Source organism: Nocardiopsis halophila DSM 44494 (genome assembly GCF_000341245.1).
Lineage (GTDB): Bacteria > Actinomycetota > Actinomycetes > Streptosporangiales > Streptosporangiaceae > Nocardiopsis_A > Nocardiopsis_A halophila.
The window spans coordinates 42525-60875 of sequence record NZ_ANAD01000116.1 but is presented as its reverse complement, the minus strand read 5'-3'; the positions used below and the strand labels follow the sequence as shown (position 1 = coordinate 60875).

The window sequence follows — 18351 nt, the reverse complement described above, 5'->3', positions numbered from 1 at the left end:
GCCGAGAGTTCCACCACGCCGGCGGACACGACCCCGGCGGAGGCCTCCGAGGGCCATGGGCGCCCCCGCCGGGCATCGGGGCGGGGCATGGCCCCATCAGGGATCGGTATTTCACCGGACGCGCCATCGGTGCCCATGATGGGCCGGTACCGCCGCCGCCCCTGGAGGCCCGCATGCCCAGCGCGTCCCGTCCCCTTCCGCTCGCCGGGGTCACCGTCGTCAGCGTCGAGCAGGCGGTCGCCGCGCCGTTCGCCACCCGGCAGCTGGCCGACCTGGGGGCGCGCGTGATCAAGGTCGAGCGCCCGGACGGGGGCGACTTCGCCCGCCGCTACGACACCGCGGTGGAGGGGGAGTCCAGCTACTTCGTCTGGCTCAACCGCTCCAAGGAGTCCCTGGCGCTGGATCTGAAGTCCGAGCACGGGGGCGAGGTGCTGGAGCGGCTGCTGGGAACGGCCGACGTGTTCGTGCAGAACCTCTCCCCGGAAGCCGCGGCCCGGCTCGGCCTGGACCCCGCCTCCCTCGGGGAGCGGTTCCCCTCGCTCATCGCCTGTGCGATCTCCGGTTACGGGTCGACCGGCCCGTGGGCCGACCGCAAGGCCTACGACATGCTCGTCCAGTGCCAGACCGGCCTGGTCTCGCTGACCGGCACCCCCGAGGGGCCGGCCCGGGTGGGGGTGTCCGTCGCCGACATCGCCGCGGGGATGTACGCCTACTCGGGGATCCTGGGCGCGCTCTTCGCCCGGGCGACCACAGGCGACGTGCGGACGGTCGAGGTGTCCCTCTTCGAGGCCCTGTCGGAGTGGATGGGCCAGCCCGCGCACTACACCCGCCACACCGGAGCACAGCCGCCCCGGATCGGCACGCACCACGCGACGATCGCCCCCTATGGGGCCTACACCGCCGCCGACGGCAGGGCCGTGCTGTTCTCCGTCCAGAACGAACGCGAGTGGGCCTCGCTGTGCGAACGCTTCCTGCACAGGCCCGACCTGGTCGCCGAGCCCCGCTTCGCCACAGGGGCCGACCGGGTGGCCAACCGCGACGCCCTCGACGCGGTCATCTCCGCCCGCTTCGCGGAGACCCCGGGTGCGGCGGTCATGGAGGACCTGGACGCCATCGGGATCGCCAATGCGGGAGTGAACGACATGCGGGAGTTCCTCGACCACCCGGTGCTCGCCGGGCGCGAGCGCTGGCGGCAGGTCCGGACCCCGGGCGGCGCCACTGTGCCGGCCCTGATCCCCCCGGCCGACCTGTCGGGGGCCGTCCCCCGTATGGACCCCGTCCCCGCCCTCGGTGAGCACACCGGCGCCATCCTCGCCGAGCTCGGCTTCGGCGGAGACCGAGAGGGCTGACGGGGACCGAGGCGGCCTCAGAGGTCGAGCCCGCCGCGTTCGACGAGCTGGCGCACGATCACGTCCTTCTGGATCTCGTTGGTCCCCTCCCCCACGATCATCAGGGGCGCGTCACGGAAGTAGCGCTCCACGTCGAACTCCGTGGAGTAGCCGTAGCCGCCGTGGATGCGCACCGCGTTCAAGGCGATCTGCATCGCCGTCTCCGAGGCGAAGAGCTTGGCCATACCCGCCTCCATGTCCACGCGCCGCCCGGCGTCGGCCTCGCGCGCGGCGTGCAGGGTGAGCTGGCGTGCGGCGCTGAGCGAGGTCGCCATGTCGGCCAGGTGGTTCCCGACGGCCTGGTGCCGCCAGATCGGCTTCCCGAACGTCTCCCGCTGCTGGGCGTAGGACAGTGCGTCGTCCAAGGCCGCCCGCCCCACGCCCAGAGCGCGCGCGGCGACTTGGAGCCGCCCCGTCTCCAGGCCCTTCATCATCTGGGCGAAGCCCTCGCCTTCCACGCCTCCGAGAACGGCGTCGGCGGGCGCCCGGTGGCCGTCGAAGGACAGCTCGCAGCTCTCCACGCCCTTGTAGCCCAGCTTGGGCAGGTCGCGGGAGACCGTCAGGCCGGGCCCGTGCTCGACGAGCAGGACCGAGACGCCCCGGTGCGGCGGGGCGGCCTGCGGGTCGGTCTTGCACAGCAGCGCGATCAGGCCGGAGCGGCGGGCATTGGTGATCCACGTCTTGGCGCCGTCGATCCGGTAGCCGTCGCCGTCCCGCCGGGCACGGGTGGTCATGGCCTGCAGGTCCGAGCCCCCGCCCGGCTCGGTCAGCGCCATGGTGGCGCGCAGCTCCCCGGTGGCCATGCGCGGCAGGTACCGCCGCTTCTGCTCATCGGTCCCGAACAGGGTCAGCAGCCTGGCGACGACGGTGTGGCCGCCCATCGCGCCCGCCAGGCTCATCCACCCGCGGGCCAGCTCCTCGGTGATCAGGACGTAGCAGGGCATGGACACCGGTGTACCGCCGTGCTCCTCGGGCACCGCCAGCCCGTAGACGCCCAGGTCCTTCATGGTCGCGATGAGGTCGCCGGGGTAGGCGTCGGCGTGTTCGAGCCCGCGTGCGGCCGGCCGCACGTCCCGGTCGACGAAGTCGCGCACGGCGGCGACGGCGGCGCGCTCGTCCTCGGGGAGGGCGTCGAGGGTGCTCATGGGCGGGTGCTCCCGACTGTGCTCAGGGACGGGGGCGCGGAGGGGGCCGGCCGGGCGCGGGGCCGGTCCTCCGCTGCGGAGTACCATCATGGGAGCTCATGAGCGGACGCGGGAAATAGCGATACGTGATGCCCCCATTCCGCCGGAGGATGCTCCCCGCGGCGGGCGGGGGCACGGCGGGACCGGGGAGGCCGGGTGGAGGTCAAACAGCTCAGGGCGCTCGTGACGGTGGCCGAGGCGGGCAGCGTGACGCGCGCCGCGGACCTGCTGCACCTGGTCCAGCCGGCGGTCACCCGGCAGATCCGCACGCTGGAGCACGAGCTGGGGGTGGAGCTGTTCGAGCGCACCCGCCAGGGCATGCGGCCCACGGCGGCCGGGCGGACGGTGGTCGAGCGGGCGCGGCGCGCCCTCGCCGAGCTGGACCGGGCCCGGGCCGAGGTGCGGCCCGCGCCGGGAGAGGTGGCCGGCATCGTCACCCTGGGCCTGCTGGAGAGCACCCTGGACCTGCTGGCCGAGCCGCTGGTGGCGGCGCTGGCCCGGGACCGGCCGGGCATCGAGCTGCGGCTGCTGACCGGGTACTCCGGGTACCTGCGGCAGTGGCTCGACGACGGGGACCTGGACCTGACGCTGGCCTACAACCTGGAGAGCACCCCCTCGCTGAACGCCCGCCCGGTCCTGGAGGACGGGCTGTGGGCGGCGGCCCCCGCTCCGGTGGGGCTGTCCCCCGGCCGGCCGGTGCCGTTCGCCGAGGTGTGCGCGCACCCGCTGGTGATGCCGGCGCCGGGGCACTCCCTGCGCGTGCTGATCGACGCCGCGGCCCGGCACGCGGGCGTACAGACCGACATCGCCGCACAGACGAACTCGATGGACCTGCAGAAGCGCCTGGTGGTCGCCGGGCACGGGTGGACGATCCTTCCCGCCCCGGGGTTCTCGGCCGACGTGGAGGCGGGGGTGCTGAGCGCCGCACCGCTGTGCGACCCGGCGATCGACCGGTCGCTGGTCCTGGCCGCGCCCCGCGCACGCCGCACCCCGCCCGCCGTGGACGCCGTCGCCCGCGCCCTGCTCGCCCAGGTGGAGACCGCCGTAAGGGAGAACCGCTGGCCCGCGGCACGGCTGCGCGGCACGCCCGCGGCCTGAGCGCCGTCCCCGCAGGGCGGAGGCCGGGAGCACCGCGGGCGCCCTGGTCAGTCCGCCCGGTCCGGAAAGGCCGACGAGAAGGCCGAGGGGAACAGCGAACGGTAGGAGCGTGCGTGCGGGCCGTCCCCGGCGGCCACGACCGCGTGCGCCGCGGCGCGGGCGAACACCTCCGCCACCGCGCCCAGGACCCGTTGGAAGGGCTCCAGGGCGGCCGGGCCCTCGCCGGTGGACAGCGCGAACACGGTGTCGCCGTCGACCATGGTGTGCGCCGGGCGCACCGCCCGGGCCAGGCCGTCGTGGGCCGTCGCGGCCAGCTTTCCGGCCTGGGCCTTGGTGAGGCCGAGGTCGGTGGCGACCACGCCGATCGTGGTGTTCTGGGCCGCCAGCCCCCCTTCGGCGGGGCCGCCCCAGGCGGCGACCTCCCCGGCGTCGGGCGCGCGCAGCCCCCCGAACTCGCCGCCGACGGCCTCCCACGCCCCGTAGACCTCCCCGGTGCGGGGGTCGACGGCGCTCCCGGCCCCGTTGACCGCCGCCAGGGCGCCCACCACGGTGCCGTCCGCCAGGACCTCGCTCGCCGAGCCGACGCCCCCGGCGATCCCGCCGACCAGCGCGCCCGTGCCGGCCCCCACCGCGCCCGCCGGCGGGGCGGTCCCCGAAGGGGCGGCCGCGGCGGCGTCGTAGGCGGCGGCCCCCAGCTCCGCGTCGGGGACGGCGCGGAAGTCGCCGCCCCGCTTGAGGTCGAACAGCACCGCCGCGGGCACGATGGGCACGCACTCGCCGGGCCCGCCCACGGGCAGGCCCACCCCGGCGTCGGCGAGCCGGTGCACCACCCCGCCCGCCGCGTCCAGGCCGAACGCCGAACCGCCGCTGAGCACCACGGCGTGCACCCGCTCCACGAGGTTGCGCGGGTCGAGCAGGTCGGTCTCGCGGGTGCCCGGGGCCGCCCCGCGGACGTCCACCCCGCCGACCGCGCCCTCGGGCGGGGCAAGGACGACCGTGGTCCCGGTCCGCCACCCGTCGGCGGTGCGCTGCGCATGGCCGACCCGCAGGCCGCGCACGTCGGTGATCGCATTGGCGGGCCCGGTACGCCGGTCCTCGACCATCGGCTCTCCCTCTTCCCATCCCGGCGTCCGGACGGTAGAGGCGTCACAGGGCCGCCCCGTCCGGCCGCTTCTCCGGTGGACCGCTGGGGCTTCCCCGCCGGCGCACGACGCCGGTGCCGCGGAGGAAGCCGTCACAAGGGCAGTATGCGCCCTCCGGGCTCACCTGCCACCGTCGTCCCCTGAGCTTCCGGAAGGGTCTTCGCCTCCGCGCAGGTCCCTCTTCATGCCGCCGGAACCGGAAAGGGAATCGGTCCTGTGTCCGCGGGACCTGCGGAACTCGTCGGCCAGGTCCAGCACACCGAGGAGGATGAGCAGCACGCCGAGCGGTCCGCCCTGGAACCAGAGGAATTCGAGATCCCAGAAGAACAGGGCCGACACCGCACCGGCGGCCACGAGGACGAGACCGATCAACGCTTTGAGACTCATGGTCCTCTTCCTCCAGCCTCTTCCACCGCCACTGCTTCGCGGACGGTAACGCGGCCCTGCCGCCCCCGGCCTCCTCCCTTCCGGGGAGATCGCCTGCGCTCGGCGTACTCCCTTGTGCGTATCGGTATGCGGACCGCCCTGCGCACGGGCGCCACCGGGCGCTCGCCGCGTCCGCTTCACTCTCCTGGCGCTTGCGGTTAGCGTGAGCCGCATGGGCCAGGGGTTGTTCGCGGACGATGCGGTGATCAGGCGCGTGAACCGGGAGGGGGCCACGCTCCTCGCGGCGGCGTACGCGATCCTTCTCCAAGTCGCCCACCCGGCCGTCGGCCAAGGGGTCAGCGATCACAGCGACTTCGCCTCCCGGCCACTGGACCGGTTGCGGGGCACGCTCACCTTCGTCTACGGGACGGCCTTCGGGACACGCGACGAAGCGGAGCGCGTCGCACGCATCGTCAGGGCCGTCCACCGGCACGTCGTCGGCCCCGGCTACGACGCGCGCGACCCGGAACTCCAGGTGTGGGTGGCGGCCACCCTCTACGAGGGCGCCGTCCGCATCCACGGCCTGGTCTTCGGCGAGCTCTCTCCGGACGAGAAGGAGGAGCTGCTCGGCCAGTGCTCCGTGTTCGCCACCTCCCTCGGCTGCCCCGAGGAGCACTGGCCCGCCGACCTTCCCTCCTTCGAGCGCTACTGGAAGGAGATGGTCGAGGGCATGGAGGTGAGCGGTCCGGCCCGGCGGATCGCCGAGGACCTGTTCGCCCCGCGCAACCGGGCGCTCCGCCCCCTCACCGCCGTCCAGCGCTTCGTCGCCTCGGGCATGCTTCCGCCGAACATCCGGGAAGGCTTCGGGCTGACGTGGGACGAGCGCCGACGCCGACGGTTCGACCGGTTCTTCGCCGTGGTGAGGACCGTGTATCCACACCTCCCCCTGCGCGTCCGCACCCTGCCCAGGGACCTGTACCTGCGCGACATGAGGAAGAAGGCCGCCAAGAGGAGGACCGCGGCGCGCGGCCGGTCGCCCCGGGGCTGAGGGCCGGCCGCGGCCGAGCCGCGGTGGGCGGCGGAACCGTCGGCGCCTCAGAGCGAGCGGATCGCTCCCCCGTCCACGGCCACGCAGCCCCCGGTCACGTACGACGCGGCAGGCGAGAGCAGGAACGCCGCCACCTTCCCGAACTCCTCGGGGCGCCCGGCCCGGCCGAGCGGGACCGCCGCGTCGCGCCTGCGCGACTCCTCCGGCGAGGCGGCCTCCAGCTCCTGGATGCGCGGGGTGGAGATGCGCCCCGGCAGCAGGCTGTTCACCCGGATCCCGCGCGGGCCCAGCTCGTCGGCGAGGGTCTTGGCCGCCATCGCCAGCCCGGGCCGGAGTCCGTTGGAGACGGCCAGGTTCGCGATGGGCTGGCGCACCGAGCTGGACAGCACGAACCCGATCGCGCCGCCCTCGTCCATCCGCCCGGCGGCGGCGCGGGCCAGCCGTAGCGCGCCGAGGAAGACGGTGTCGAAGGCGCCGGCCCACTGCTCGTCGGTGGCGTCCAGCACACCGCCCGGGGGCGGGCCGCCCACGCTCACCAGGAGCCCGTGCACCGCGCCCCACTCCTCCACGGCCGCCTCCACCAGCCGGTCGGCCGCCCGGGGGTCGCCGTTGTCGGCGGCCTGCCCGCGCACCCGTCCCGGGTGGTCGGCCTCCAGCTCGGAGGCGACGGCCTCCACCCGGCCGGGGTCGCGCGAGGAGAGCAGCACGCGCCCGCCGTCCCCAAGCAGCGCGCGGGCCGTGGCCAGCCCGAGCCCGCTCGTCCCCCCGGTCACGATGTGGGTCCGCCCCTCGATGCCCAGGTCCACAGGGCGCCTCCTCGTCCGTGTCGTCCGCGATCGTCCGCGCGCCGCGCGACCCCCGCGCGCGGGGCCATCCTGCCAGCGGACGGCCGCCCGGCGCCCCTCCGGGGCGCCGCCCCCCGGTGCGGTGCTCCCCACGGCGGTGTCCCCGCCCGGACCTACGATGGGGGCGTTCGCCCCGTAACGGAAGGAGGCCGGTGCCGATGCCGGTCGCAGACGTGCAGGAGCCCGTCGAGCGCGCCCTGGTGGTGATGGCCCACCCCGACGACGCCGACTTCGGGTGCGCGGGCACCGTGGCCCTGTGGACCCGGGCCGGGACCGAGGTCGTCTACCTGATGGTCACCGACGGCGACGCCGGGGGCGACGAGCGCACCGTGGACGGTCGGGGCATGGCCGAGCTGCGCCGCGCCGAACAGGGCAAGGCCGCGGCCGCGGTCGGCGTCCAGGACGTGCGGTTCCTGGGCTACGCGGACGGGCGGGTGCTGCCCACCCTGGAGCTGCGGCGCGACATCGCCCGCGTCATCCGCCAGGTGCGGCCGCAGCGGCTGGTGATGCCCAGCCCCGACCGGGACTGGCGGCGGATCGCGGTGAGCCACCCCGACCACCTGGCCACCGGGGAGGCGGCGATCAACGCCGTCTACCCCGACGCGCGCAACCCGCACGCCCACCCCGAGCTGCTCGCCGAAGAGGGGCTGGAGCCGTGGACGGTGCCGCAGGTGTGGATCCCGCACGGCAAGGAGGCCGAGCACCTGTCCGACATCACCGAGGTGTTCGACCGCAAGCTCGCGGCCCTGGCCTGCCATGAGAGCCAGATCCCCGACATCTCCGTGCTGGAGCCCCGGCTCCGCGAGTGGCTGGCGGCCGAGGCCGCCCGGGGCGGCCTTCCCGAGGGGCACCTGGCCGAGACCTTCCAGATCGTCGACACGTCCTGACCCCCGGGACCGGGAACGCACCGCGCCTGCCGGGACGGCGATCGCGGTCGCCGTCGCGGTCGGTGGCACACGGGCGCACGGCATACGGCGGCGCCCCGTCGGCCGCCTGGACTTCCCGGCCTGTGAGCGGGTGCCCCTCCCTCTCCCGTCAGAGTTGGCGGCGAAGGCCTCCAGACGGCGCCGCCCGGCGCTCCGTCGGCGCTCCCAGGCGGGGAATGCGGCCCCTGCGGGCCGCCGCACGGCGGCGTACCGGGCGGGACCGGATGCGCGGACGGCGGCGACACGGTAGACGTGTGGGGAGAGCATGTATCCGACGAGACCGAGGAGGCCCGCCGTGGCCCAGCCGCCTTCCCCCTACGAGTTCCTGCCGCAGGTTCCCTCCTTCACCGTGACCAGCCAGGACGTCGCCGACGGGGTGACGCTGCCGACGGCCCAGGTCAGCGGGATCATGGGGGCCGGCGGCGAGGACGTCTCCCCGCACCTGTCCTGGGAGGGCTTCCCCGAGGGGACCCAGAGCTTCGCCGTGACCTGCTTCGACCCCGACGCCCCCACCGCCAGCGGGTTCTGGCACTGGGCGGTGTGCAACATCCCCGCCTCGGTCACCTCGCTCCCGGCCGGCGCCGGCGGCGAGGGCGGCGCCGGGCTGCCGGAGGGGGCGGTCACGCTGCGCAACGACGCCGGGGCCAACCGCTACATCGGCGCGGCCCCGCCTGCCGGGCACGGCCCGCACCGGTACATGTTCGCGGTGCACGCGGTGGAGGTGCCGCGCCTGGACGTGGACGCCTCGGCCACCCCGGCCTTCCTGGGCTTCAACCTGTTCTTCAACGCCATCGCCCGGGCCGTCATCACCCCGGTCTACGAGCAGAAGTAGCACCCGGAGCGGCGGGGGCGGCGCGCCGTCCGCCCCCGCCCTCCCGTCCGCAGCACCGCCGCACCGGCTCCCCCCTCGGCCTCGAACGCACATACACTCTGATTCTCAGGCGTTCATATGAACCCGAATGGAGTGTGCGCGAACATGACTTCTGTTCGATCCGGGTACGCCGCCGTGGTCTTCGACTACGGCGAGGTCATCTCCCGACCGCAAGAAGAGGCCCAGCGGGCCGCCATGGAGCGTTTGGCCGGGGTCCCCGCGGACCTGTTCTGGAGCGCCTACTGGAACGAGCGCCGCGCCTACGACGCCGGGCTGCCCGCCTCCGAGTACTGGGGGCGCATCGCCCGGCGCACCGGCGCCTCGTGGGACACCGCCCGGATCCAGTCGCTGTGGGCGAGCGACATCGCCTCCTGGCTGTCCACCGACCCCGAGGTGACCGCGCTCGCCGGCGCGCTCGCCGCACGCGGCGTGCGCCTGGCCCTGCTGTCCAACGCCCCCTCCGACATCGCCGGGGCGCTCCGCCACTCCCCCGTCCTCGCCCCCTTCGAGTCCGCCTTCTTCAGCTGCGACCTGGAGATCTGCAAGCCCGACCCGGCGATCTACCGGCACGTCCTGCGGGAGCTGGGCACCGAGGCCGGGCGGACCGCCTTCATCGACGACCGCGAGGAGAACGTGCTGGCCGCCAAGCGCGAGGGCATCGACGCCCACCAGTACGAAGGCTCCGCGGGCCTGCGCACCTTCCTGGAAGAACGCTTCGGCCCGCTCTAGGGAAGCGGCGCCGCCCGGCCCGCTCCGGCGCCGGGCGGCTGACCGCAACCGGACACCTGTCGGGCCCGGTCACAGGTGCACCGGCCCCGCTTCCGCGCGTCGTGCCCGGAAGCCGCCGCACGGGCACCGGTCACCGCCCTGGGCACGGGCCGCTCCCCGCGGACCGCCCCCGGCGCACGATGAAACCCGTGGTAGCACGCTCAACCAGGCCTTTCGGTTGTCCTGTGAACCGGAACCGGCCAACACCCGGCGCCCCGATGAACACCGGCCTACGCTCGTTGTGTACGGATCGACACCCCCCGCCGGGCACGGCGCCGCCCCGCCGTCAAGGGACCGCCGCATCAGCGCCCGGACGCTCAGCCGTCCCGTGCCGACCCTGCACATCACTCATATCGAGCGGAGAGGTTCATCGGTGTCCGCTACACAGCAATCCGAGCGACCGACCGTCGTGGTCACGACGGCGGGCTCGGCATCGACGTCCGGAACCATCCTTCACCTGCGGCGCCTGGGGTACCGGGTCGTCGCCACCGACATCGACTCCAGTGCACCCGGGCTCTACCTCGCCGACGACTGCCACCTGGTTCCCCCCGGCTCCAGCTCCGACTTCCTCCCGGAGCTGCGCGGGGTGTGCGCCGAGGAGAACGCGGCCGCGCTCATCCCGCTGGTCGACGAGGAGCTGCTGCCCGCCGGCGAGCTGGCCGACGAAGGGCTGCAGGTGCTGCTGCCCCGGCGCGAGTTCATCGCCACCTGCCTGGACAAGTACGCGCTGATGCGCCGCCTGGCCGCCGCCGGGCTGCCCGTCCCGGCGACCGCCCTGGCCTCGGAGTGGGCGGGCGCACCGCGCACCCCCGCGGTGGTCAAGCCCCGCTCCGGGCGGGGCAGCCGCGGCGTCGTGGTCTGCCACACCCCCGACGAGCTGTCCGCCGTGCTGGCCTCCGGCGGGTCCCCCTTGGAGGACCTGCTGGTGCAGGAGCGGGTGGCGGGCCCGGAGTTCACCGTCTCGGTCGTGGTCTGGCGGGACGGGCGGGTCCAGGCGGTCGTGCCCAAGGAGGTGGTGCTCAAGCGCGGCGTCACCAAGTTCGCGGTCACCCGCCGCGCCGAACGGGTCGCCGAGGTGTGCCGGGCCGTCCAGCGCGAACTGCGCGCCGACGGCCCGTTCAACGTGCAGTTGGCCTTGGACGCCTCGGGCGAGCCGCGCATCTTCGAGATCAACCCGCGCTTCTCCTCCACCGCGCCGCTGACCACGGCGGCCGGGGTGGACGAGGTCGGCGGGCTGCTGGCCCAGGCACTGGGCCGCGGCCCCCGCCTGGCCGACGAATGGCAGGAGGGCGTGGTCATGGTGCGCCGCTGGACCGACGAGTTCATCGGCGAGGAGGCGTTCGCCTCCGCGGGCATCCGGCCCGCGGCCTCGGAGCCGATGCGCGAGTACGAACCGGCTTCGGCCGTGCAGGCGGCCCGGTGAGAGGAACCGGGGCCGCGCCCGGGGAGCTGCTGGCCCCCCTGACCGCGGCGGTGCTGGAGGTCGGCGTGCTGCTCCGGGAGTGGCGCGCCGACGCCGCCGCGGTGCGGGGGGTCTGGGAGGGCTCCCAGTTCAAGGCGGAGGCCGACGCGCGGGCGCACCGGGAGCTGAGCGGCCGGCTGGCCGCGCTGGCCCCCGGGGCGCCGGTGCTCAGCGAGGAGGACGCCGCCTCGCAGGTCTCCGCCCGGCCGGGGCGCCACTGGCTGATCGACCCGATCGACGGGACCGCGAGCTACGCCCACGGGTTCCCCGGCTACGTCACGCAGGCGGCGCTCATGGAGGGGGCGCGGCCGGTGCTCTCGGCGGTCTACGCGCCGGAGAACGACGTGATGTACGCGGCCGTGCGCGGCCTGGGCGCCACCCGCAACGGGGTGCTGATGCCGCGCCTCGACCCGGCCCCGGTGGGCACCGGGGCCCTGGTGGACAACACCCCGGAGCCGCGGGGGATCGCCGCTCGGGCCTACGCCCGATTCGGGTTCCGCGAGTACATGGAGTGCGGGAGCATCGCGCTGAAGCTGTGCAGGGTGGCGGAGGGGTCGGCCCGGCTGTTCGTCAAGGACGTGCCGGTGCGCGACTGGGACGTCGCCGCCCCGCTTCTGGTGCTGGAGGAGGCCGGGGCGGGCCTGGTGCGGCTCGACGGGACCGGGTTCGACTTCCAGGGCTCCTACGAGAGCACGGGCCTGATCGGCGCGTCGTCCCCGGAGGCGTGCGCGGAGGTGGCCCGCTGGTGGCGTGACGAGGAAGCACTCGGGTAGCCGGTGCCGGGCGGGGTTCGCCCGGTCGGTGGAGGTGCTCCCCGCCCGGTCCCGCCCGGCGCCCCGGGTCGGCCGCGGGGCCGGCCCCGACCTGCCTCCTGGCGCCCTTGGGGCGATGGACGGCGGAGGGGGCGATCAGGCGGCGCGGTCGGCGGACGCTTCCCCGTCGGCCTACTCGCCGCGCCGCCCTCAGGGACCAGGACGGCACGGTCCCGTCCTCGCCGCCAGGCGGTGCGACGATTCGGCCCCATCCGGACGGACGCATCCTTGAAGGCCGACCGGCCCGCTCCCGTCCTCCCGCTCCATCGGCTCGAACACAACGTCCTCTCCGGGCCCGGGGCGGCGGCCACGCGGCCCGTGGGGACCGGGACAGTACGCTCCGAACCTCCCCCGCAGGGGCACTCGGGACACCTGGGACGCGCCCGACGCGGGGCGTCCTCCCTTCGGAGGACGCCGGACCCGCCGATCTGCCGATGCTGATGCCCGGTCCGGGGCACTACGCTCGAAAAGGAGGGCCGCCTCGGCGGCCCGGACGCGCGCGCACGGGAAGAGGGAGGCCGGCTATGGAGGGGTCCGCAGCACGCCCGGGGGAGTACCGGGCCGCCGACGCCGACCGCGATGCCGTGGCCGAGCGCCTGGCCGCCGCGCTGGCGGAGGGCAGGCTCAAGGAGGACGAGTACCGCGAGCGCCTCGACGCCGCGCTCGCCGCCGTCACCCTCGGCGACCTCGAACCGCTCACCGCCGACCTGCCGGCCTCCGGCGGGCCCGCCCCGGTTCCTCAAGCCGACGGTCCCGTGGATCTGGCGAGCACCGGGGCCGCCGCCGCGCCCGGGTTCTGGCAGGAGCAGGCCGAGGCCTGGCGGCCGTGGGCCGGGGGCGCCGTCGTCATGATCGGCATCTGGGGCCTGACCAGCGCCCTGTCCGGCGGTCTGACCACGTTCTGGCCGGCCATCCCGCTCGGCATCTGGGCACTGGTGATCGTCGCCGCGGCCATCGGCGGCGGATCGCACGGCCGTGGCCGTGGCCGCGGCCGCGGCCACGGCCGCTGACCGCCCCCGTCCCGGCCGCAGGCGCCGCCCCGTGCGGGCGGCTGCGGCGGCGGCACCGCTTCCCTGCCCGTACGGAGCCTTTCCTCCCGCGATGGCGGCGCGTATCGTGAAATCTCCCATCATCATGCGGCAGGGGGTGGGCGTTGGTGGACGACGAACGCGTTCCCGAGGCCCGTATGCGCGCCTCGGACGCCGACCGGGACGCCACCGCCGAACGCCTCGCCACCGCCCTGGCGGAGGGCCGTCTGGACCTGCCCGAGTACGAGCGCAGGCTGGACGCGGCGATGGCGGCGGTGCACATCGGTGATCTGCGCCGCCTCACCGCCGACCTGCCCGAACCGCCCCCCGCTCCGGTGCCCGCCGAAGAGCGGCCGGTGGCCGTGGCCGTCGGCGCCGGCGAGGCGGCCTCTCCGTGGAAGGAGTGGGTGGACGAGTGGCGCTGGTGGATGGGCGGTGCCGTGATCATGACGGGCATCTGGGGCGTGACCAGCATCATGGGCGGCACGCTGCTGCCGTTCTGGCCGCTGGTCCCGCTGGGAATCTGGGCCGCGATCCTGGTCGCGGCCGCGATCTGGCCGGACGAGAGCTCGGGACACCGCCGATGAGCGGGCCAGGCCCGGGTAGGGGCGGTCTACCGGCGCACCGGAGGGAGTGAGGAGGATGGACGACGAACGGCTGCCGCCGGAGCGGATGCGCGCCTCGGACGCCGACCGGGACGCCGTCGCGCGGCATCTGGGCCACGCCCTCCAAGAGGGCCGGCTCACGCTGGCCGAGTACCACGAGCGGCTGGAACTGGCCATGGGGGCGGTCACACTGGGCGACCTGTCCCCCGTCACCCGCGACCTCCCCGCCGCTCCGCCGGAGGTGCTGCGCCCGCCCGAGCGGCGCTCCGAGGTGGCGCGCGCCGGCGCCGAGCGGTCCCAGGAGTGGGTCCGGCGCCTGGAGCCCTGGCGGGGCCTGGCAGCGGTGTCGGTGGTACTGATCGGGATCTGGGGCGTCACCAGCGTGATCGCCGGCGGGCTGCTGCCGTTCTGGCCGCTGATCCCCATCGGGTTCATGTTCGTCTTCACCTTCGCCGGGGCGCTCAGCGGGGCGCACCACCACCGGCCGCACGAGCGCGGTCACGGACGCGCCGACCGCCCCTGGCCTCCTCCCGACGGGCGCTGAGGGCGGTCTGCACCGCCCCCGGGGCCCGGACCGGTAGGCCGACCGGGCCGCTCGGCCCTGCGGCGGGGCCGCTCAGCCGGCGGCGTGCAGCCAGCGGACGGGGGCGCCGTCCCCGGCGTAGCGGAAGGGCTCCAGCTCCTCGTCCCACACCCTGCCGGTGAGCCGGTCCAGCTCCTCGGCCAGCTCGACCTCGCCCGCGGCGGCGCGCTCCATGGCGGTGCGCAGCCGCGCCTCGGAGACCAGCACCTCGCCGGCGGCGCTGGTGACCGCGGTGAAGACGCCCAGGGTCGGGGTGTAGCTGTAGCGGACGCCGTCGCAGCCCGGGGTGGGCTCCTCGGTCACCTCGAAGCGCAGGCGCTGCCAGTTGTTCAGCGCGGAGGCGAGCGCGCCGGACATGCCGGGCGCGCCCTGCCAGTTCAACTCCGCGCGGTGCGATCCGGGCGCCGCCGGCTGGTCGTCCCAGTCGAGTTTCACGGGCACACCGACGACGCCCGCGACCGCCCACTCGACGTGTGGGCACAGCGCCGCGGGCGCGGAGTGGACATACAAGACGCCACGTGCGGACACCGAACCTCCTGATACGAACGAGTGCGCTTCCCCGTCGCCCTCGTTCTCCCGCAGAGGAGCCGTCCGTTCGGGAGTTCTCCTCGGGCCATTGTGCCCCATGGGCACCAAAGGCACCAGGGCGGTGATGGCCGGATGCGGCATTCCCGCCCGCGGAGGGTTGCGCGGCGGTTAGCGTGACCCCAGGTGTGGCAGGTTCGGCGAGTCTACTTGGGGCGCCGTTGAGTGACCAGACCCGTGACGTCCCCTCCTCCGTCGACCTGGTCGGCCGGGCGGCCGCCGGGGAGCACGCGGCCTGGTGCGCCCTGATCGGCCGGTACGAGCTCATGGTCGACGCCGTCGTGCGCTGCCACGGACTGTCCGGGCAGGATGCCGAGGACGCCCGCCAGACCGTGTGGTGCAGGCTCGCCGAGCACCTGGACGGCATCCGCTCGCCGGAGCGGATCGGCTCGTGGATCGCGCGCACGGCCCACCGGGAGGCGTCCCGCCAGATTCGGCTGGCGCGGCGCGCGCGGGCGCTGGAGACCGGCGGGGGCCTGAGAGCGCTGGAGCCGGTGGACCACCGGACCCCCGAGTCGGAGTACCTGCGCGCCGAGGAGGTCCGCGGGGTGCGGGAGGCCATCGCGTCGGTCGGGGAGCCCGATCGGACGGTGCTCGCCTTGGACCTGCACCGGCCGGGGGCGTCGGCCGCCGAGGTGGCGGACTGCACCGGGCTGCCTGTTGAGGAGGTGCCGACAGTGCGCAGGCGTGCGCGGCGGCGGCTCCTCCGTCTGCTCAGGCGGGCACAGGGGACGTACGAGGCGGGCGTGTGAGCGGGAAGGGCGGGAAGCGCCGTGTGGCCGGAGGATGAGGACGAGCGGGCCGACCGTCTGATCGCCCGGCTGCGCGAGGGCGCCTCGGAGGCGGAACCGATGTCGGAGCGGGTGCGGCGGGCGGCGGACGGCGCTTTCGCAGCGCGGGGCGTGGAGGCTCCGGTGGCCGAGGTGGTGGGCGACTCCCTGGAACCGGACGGCGGGGTGCGCCCCAGCGCGCTGCGGGGCCCGCGCTATGTGCTGCTGCGGGGTGTGGGGGTGCAGGTGGAGGTGCACCTGGAGATCACCGGGCATGCCGGGCACCGGAGGATCGCGGGCCGCGTGGTGCCCCCGGGCGCCGGAACGGTCGAGGTGCGCAGTCCGGTCGGCGCCCGGGAGTTCCCGGTGGACGAGGGGGGCGGGTTCACCGCGGCATCGGTACCGCGGGGGCCGGTGCGTCTGCTGGTCAGCGATGACGAGGGGCCGAGGGTGGTGTCGTCCTGGCTCCCGCTGTGACGGCCGGTGGGGGACTGCGGGCGCGCGTCGGCAAGGAGGCGGCCGCGCAGGCGGGTCGACGGGCGGGCGACAGGGGCCCGCCACCGCCCGGCTCCGCGAATCCGGGTGGTGGCAGACCCCTCCGGCTCGTAGGATCATCGGCGTAATCCCCCCGTCTCCCGTTCCGACGCGCACCACCGACACGCGCACTGGTCCGCCCCGAGGAGGAACCGTCCGTGCCCGAGAACAGCGCCCTTGAGACCCCGCTGGAGGAGCTGCCCGAGCGCAGCAGGCAGGTGGCCGAGGCCCTGCAGGCCGCGGGGGTGCGGCCGCTGGTCCGGCGGCTGGACGACTCGGCCCGCACCGCCGCCCTGGCGGCGGAGGCCCTGGGGTGCGAGGTCGGCGCGATCGCCAACAGCCTGGTGTTCATGGCCGGGGAGACCCCGGTGCTGGTCCTGACGAGCGGACGGCACCGGGTGGCGACCAAGGCCCTGGCGTCCCGCCTCGGCCTGCCCCGCCTGGACCGGGCCGACCCCGACCAGGTGCGCGCCGCCACGGGCCAGGCCATCGGAGGCGTGGCCCCGCTCGGCCACCCGACGCCCCTGACGACGGTGGTGGACGAGGCCCTGGCCGACTACGACCGCATCTGGGCGGCCGCGGGGACCCCGGACACGATCTTCCCGACCACCCACGAAGAACTCGTCCGCGTCACCAAGGGCACCTCACTCCCGGTCGCACGCTGAGGCCGGCAGGTGGCGGCAGGTGGTGGAGACCGGATCCGCTCCCCCGACCGCCGGGCGTGCCCATCGCCACCCGCTCGCCCCCGTCGAGCGCCCCGAAGCCGGCGACGGAACGGCAGATACCCCGCTCGCGCTTCCCGCCCGGGCGCCGGGCCGCGGGGATGCCAGGTGAGGGGCGACGACGGAGCAGCCGGTACCCCGCTCACTGCTATCGGCCGGGTACCGGGCCGCCACGGCTCCGGGTGGACGGGCGGCGACGACGAAGGCCGGCGCCCCTTCCGGTAACGCAGTCGAACGCGCGGCATGCGGCCGGTCACCGGGGCCGACGGCGGACCAGCCGGTACCCCGCTTACTGCCATCGGCCGGGCGCCAGCCCACCACGGTCAGGGTGGACGAGCGGCGACGAGGGAGCGGGGCACTTCCCCCAGGCCCTGCTGTCGGCCGCCAGGCCGACCGGCGGCGGCGTTGAGAAGGCGGACCGGACAGTGATCCGCCCCGCCCTGTTCCGCCGACTACGCAGGGCCCGGGCCCATCGAGAGTGGTGGTATCGCCACCGAATCGCACATTGGGTGGCGATACCACCACTCTCGATGCCACGGCCCCCCTCCCGGCCCAGTCGGCGATGCGCTCGGCCCACCGAGCGCCCGGATCGTCAGGAACACAGGGGGCCAGGCCCCTCGGGCGCCCCGAATCTCCCTCTCCGGCCGATCGGGGGCGCGGTGGCGGCCAGACCAGAACCGGATTCGGTACCCAATCCCTCTCTAATGGCATGCTGCTCCCACTAGCAGACCCCTGACGTCACTCCGGGTAGCCGAGGGCAGGTCGGCAGCGGCGCGGCGCCCTGCGTGAACCAGCACCCCCGCCCGGCTCCGTCACCCCTCCCCGACAGAAGCCCGATAATCAGGGCGATGCCGGACATTCTTTCACCGAACTCCGTTCTGGTCTGGCCGACATCGCACCCGGGACCCTCCATGAGGGGTCAATGGGCGCGCTTCCGCCCATTCCACCCCATGACGGCGCGTATTCTCCCAGGTCAGAAGGGCCCCCTGATCGAGGGGCAGCCAGCGCGGCCCGGTCGGCCGCTCCCAGGGGCGCGCGAGCGGCGCCCGCCCCTGCCCGGGATCACAGAAGGCCCGCTGCCCGGCACACGGCCATGAGGGGCATGAGGGGAGTGCCTACTGTTCCGCCGTTGCCGGTCTTCCCTGACCGCGAGGGATCTGGCGGCCGACAGCAGGGCCCGGGGGAAGCGCCCCGCTCCCTCGTCGCCGCCCTCTACCTGGCGCCCCGGTACCCGGCCGATGGCAGTAAGCGGGGTACAGGCCGGTCCGTCGGTGCCTTTTCTGGTGACCGGCCGCATGCCGCGCGTTCGACTGCGTTACCGGAAGGGGCGCCGGCCTTCGTCGTCGCCGCCCGTCCACCCGGACCTGTGGCGGGCTGGCGCCCGGCCGATGGCAGTGAGCGGGGTACCGGCTGCTCCGTCGCTGCCCCTCACCTGGCATCCCTGCGGCCCGGTACCCGGCCGATGGTAGTGAGCGGGGCACCGGCCTTCGTCGTCGCCTATCACCTGGCGCCCCGGTGGCCTTGCACCCGGCAAGCAGGCATGAGCGGTGTACCGGCTGCTCCGTCGCCGCCCGTCCACCCGGACCGGCGGCGGCCCGGTAGCCGGCCGACAGG

At 75.1% G+C, this 18351-nt stretch carries 19 protein-coding genes; 14 read left to right on the top strand and 5 right to left on the bottom strand.

The genetic code is table 11. The annotated features are described in order from the left end of the window. Nucleotides 1–173: 173 nt before the first annotated feature. The gene (locus D450_RS0114355) at nucleotides 174–1349 is read left to right on the top strand and encodes a CaiB/BaiF CoA transferase family protein (RefSeq protein WP_017539364.1); all 1176 of its coding nucleotides are present in this window, start codon (nucleotides 174–176) and stop codon (nucleotides 1347–1349) included. Nucleotides 1350–1366: 17 nt separating this feature from the next. Here D450_RS0114355 and D450_RS0114350 read toward each other — a convergent pair whose 3' ends face one another. After that, nucleotides 1367–2533 carry an acyl-CoA dehydrogenase family protein gene (locus D450_RS0114350; protein WP_017539363.1) on the bottom strand — a complete coding sequence of 389 codons (1167 nt, stop codon included), beginning with the start codon at nucleotides 2531–2533 and terminating at the stop codon, nucleotides 1367–1369. Between the two features lie 195 nt (nucleotides 2534–2728). Between D450_RS0114350 and D450_RS0114345 the strand changes: the two genes are divergently transcribed. Continuing rightward, nucleotides 2729–3670: a LysR family transcriptional regulator gene (locus tag D450_RS0114345; RefSeq protein WP_017539362.1), complete on the top strand. Its 942-nt coding sequence runs from the start codon at nucleotides 2729–2731 to the stop codon at nucleotides 3668–3670. A 47-nt stretch (nucleotides 3671–3717) separates the two neighbouring features. Here the strand turns inward: D450_RS0114345 and D450_RS0114340 are convergent, their stop codons facing one another. Then, on the bottom strand, nucleotides 3718–4773 hold the full coding sequence (locus D450_RS0114340; protein ID WP_017539361.1) for a P1 family peptidase: 1056 nt from the start codon (nucleotides 4771–4773) through the stop codon (nucleotides 3718–3720). 159 nt (nucleotides 4774–4932) lie between these two features. Beyond that, nucleotides 4933–5199 carry a hypothetical protein gene (locus D450_RS0114335; protein WP_017539360.1) on the bottom strand — a complete coding sequence of 89 codons (267 nt, stop codon included), beginning with the start codon at nucleotides 5197–5199 and terminating at the stop codon, nucleotides 4933–4935. Nucleotides 5200–5410: 211 nt separating this feature from the next. On the opposite strand from D450_RS0114335, the gene D450_RS0114330 reads away from it, so the two are divergent. Then, complete coding sequence (locus D450_RS0114330; protein ID WP_017539359.1) at nucleotides 5411–6226, top strand: oxygenase MpaB family protein; 816 nt, start codon at nucleotides 5411–5413, stop codon at nucleotides 6224–6226. 47 nt (nucleotides 6227–6273) lie between these two features. On the opposite strand, the gene D450_RS0114325 is transcribed toward D450_RS0114330, so the two are convergent. Next, nucleotides 6274–7032 (bottom strand): SDR family oxidoreductase, encoded by a 759-nt coding sequence (locus D450_RS0114325; RefSeq protein ID WP_017539358.1) that lies wholly within the window; start codon nucleotides 7030–7032, stop codon nucleotides 6274–6276. 197 nt (nucleotides 7033–7229) lie between these two features. Here D450_RS0114325 and D450_RS0114320 point away from each other — a divergent pair, with 197 nt between their 5' ends. From D450_RS0114320 to D450_RS0114285, 8 genes are all read left to right on the top strand, one after another. After that, nucleotides 7230–7958 (top strand): PIG-L deacetylase family protein, encoded by a 729-nt coding sequence (locus tag D450_RS0114320; RefSeq protein ID WP_017539357.1) that lies wholly within the window; start codon nucleotides 7230–7232, stop codon nucleotides 7956–7958. Between the two features lie 334 nt (nucleotides 7959–8292). After that, a complete protein-coding gene (locus D450_RS0114315) occupies nucleotides 8293–8829 on the top strand; it encodes a YbhB/YbcL family Raf kinase inhibitor-like protein (RefSeq protein ID WP_017539356.1) in 537 nt (178 codons plus the stop codon). A 144-nt stretch (nucleotides 8830–8973) separates the two neighbouring features. Continuing rightward, nucleotides 8974–9597 carry an HAD-IA family hydrolase gene (locus D450_RS0114310; RefSeq protein ID WP_026128550.1) on the top strand — a complete coding sequence of 208 codons (624 nt, stop codon included), beginning with the start codon at nucleotides 8974–8976 and terminating at the stop codon, nucleotides 9595–9597. Nucleotides 9598–10045: 448 nt separating this feature from the next. Further along, a complete protein-coding gene (locus D450_RS0114305) occupies nucleotides 10046–11059 on the top strand; it encodes an ATP-grasp domain-containing protein (RefSeq protein WP_017539354.1) in 1014 nt (337 codons plus the stop codon). Further along, a complete protein-coding gene (locus D450_RS0114300; protein WP_017539353.1) occupies nucleotides 11056–11871 on the top strand; it encodes an inositol monophosphatase family protein in 816 nt (271 codons plus the stop codon). The genes D450_RS0114305 and D450_RS0114300 overlap by 4 nt, the downstream gene beginning before the upstream one ends. 563 nt (nucleotides 11872–12434) lie before the next feature. Then, nucleotides 12435–12920, top strand: a complete 486-nt coding sequence (locus D450_RS0114295) for a DUF1707 SHOCT-like domain-containing protein (RefSeq protein ID WP_017539352.1) — start codon at nucleotides 12435–12437, stop codon at nucleotides 12918–12920. A gap of 176 nt (nucleotides 12921–13096) precedes the next feature. Continuing rightward, nucleotides 13097–13525 carry a DUF1707 SHOCT-like domain-containing protein gene (locus D450_RS0114290; protein ID WP_017539351.1) on the top strand — a complete coding sequence of 143 codons (429 nt, stop codon included), beginning with the start codon at nucleotides 13097–13099 and terminating at the stop codon, nucleotides 13523–13525. A 55-nt stretch (nucleotides 13526–13580) separates the two neighbouring features. Beyond that, nucleotides 13581–14087, top strand: coding sequence for a DUF1707 SHOCT-like domain-containing protein (locus tag D450_RS0114285; protein WP_017539350.1), 507 nt, complete (start codon nucleotides 13581–13583; stop codon nucleotides 14085–14087). Nucleotides 14088–14159: 72 nt separating this feature from the next. Here D450_RS0114285 and D450_RS0114280 read toward each other — a convergent pair whose 3' ends face one another. Continuing rightward, nucleotides 14160–14654, bottom strand: coding sequence for a DUF3145 domain-containing protein (locus D450_RS0114280; protein WP_039820508.1), 495 nt, complete (start codon nucleotides 14652–14654; stop codon nucleotides 14160–14162). 218 nt (nucleotides 14655–14872) lie between these two features. Here D450_RS0114280 and D450_RS0114275 point away from each other — a divergent pair, with 218 nt between their 5' ends. The 3 genes from D450_RS0114275 to D450_RS0114265 all read left to right on the top strand — a co-directional run bounded on the left by D450_RS0114275 (nucleotide 14873) and on the right by D450_RS0114265 (nucleotide 16680). Then, entirely contained in the window at nucleotides 14873–15463 is a 591-nt protein-coding gene (locus tag D450_RS0114275; RefSeq protein WP_017539348.1) for an RNA polymerase sigma factor, read from the top strand. Between the two features lie 21 nt (nucleotides 15464–15484). Then, complete coding sequence (locus tag D450_RS0114270; RefSeq protein ID WP_017539347.1) at nucleotides 15485–15958, top strand: hypothetical protein; 474 nt, start codon at nucleotides 15485–15487, stop codon at nucleotides 15956–15958. A 215-nt stretch (nucleotides 15959–16173) separates the two neighbouring features. After that, nucleotides 16174–16680, top strand: a complete 507-nt coding sequence (locus tag D450_RS0114265; RefSeq protein ID WP_017539346.1) for a YbaK/EbsC family protein — start codon at nucleotides 16174–16176, stop codon at nucleotides 16678–16680. Nucleotides 16681–18351: the final 1671 nt, after the last annotated feature.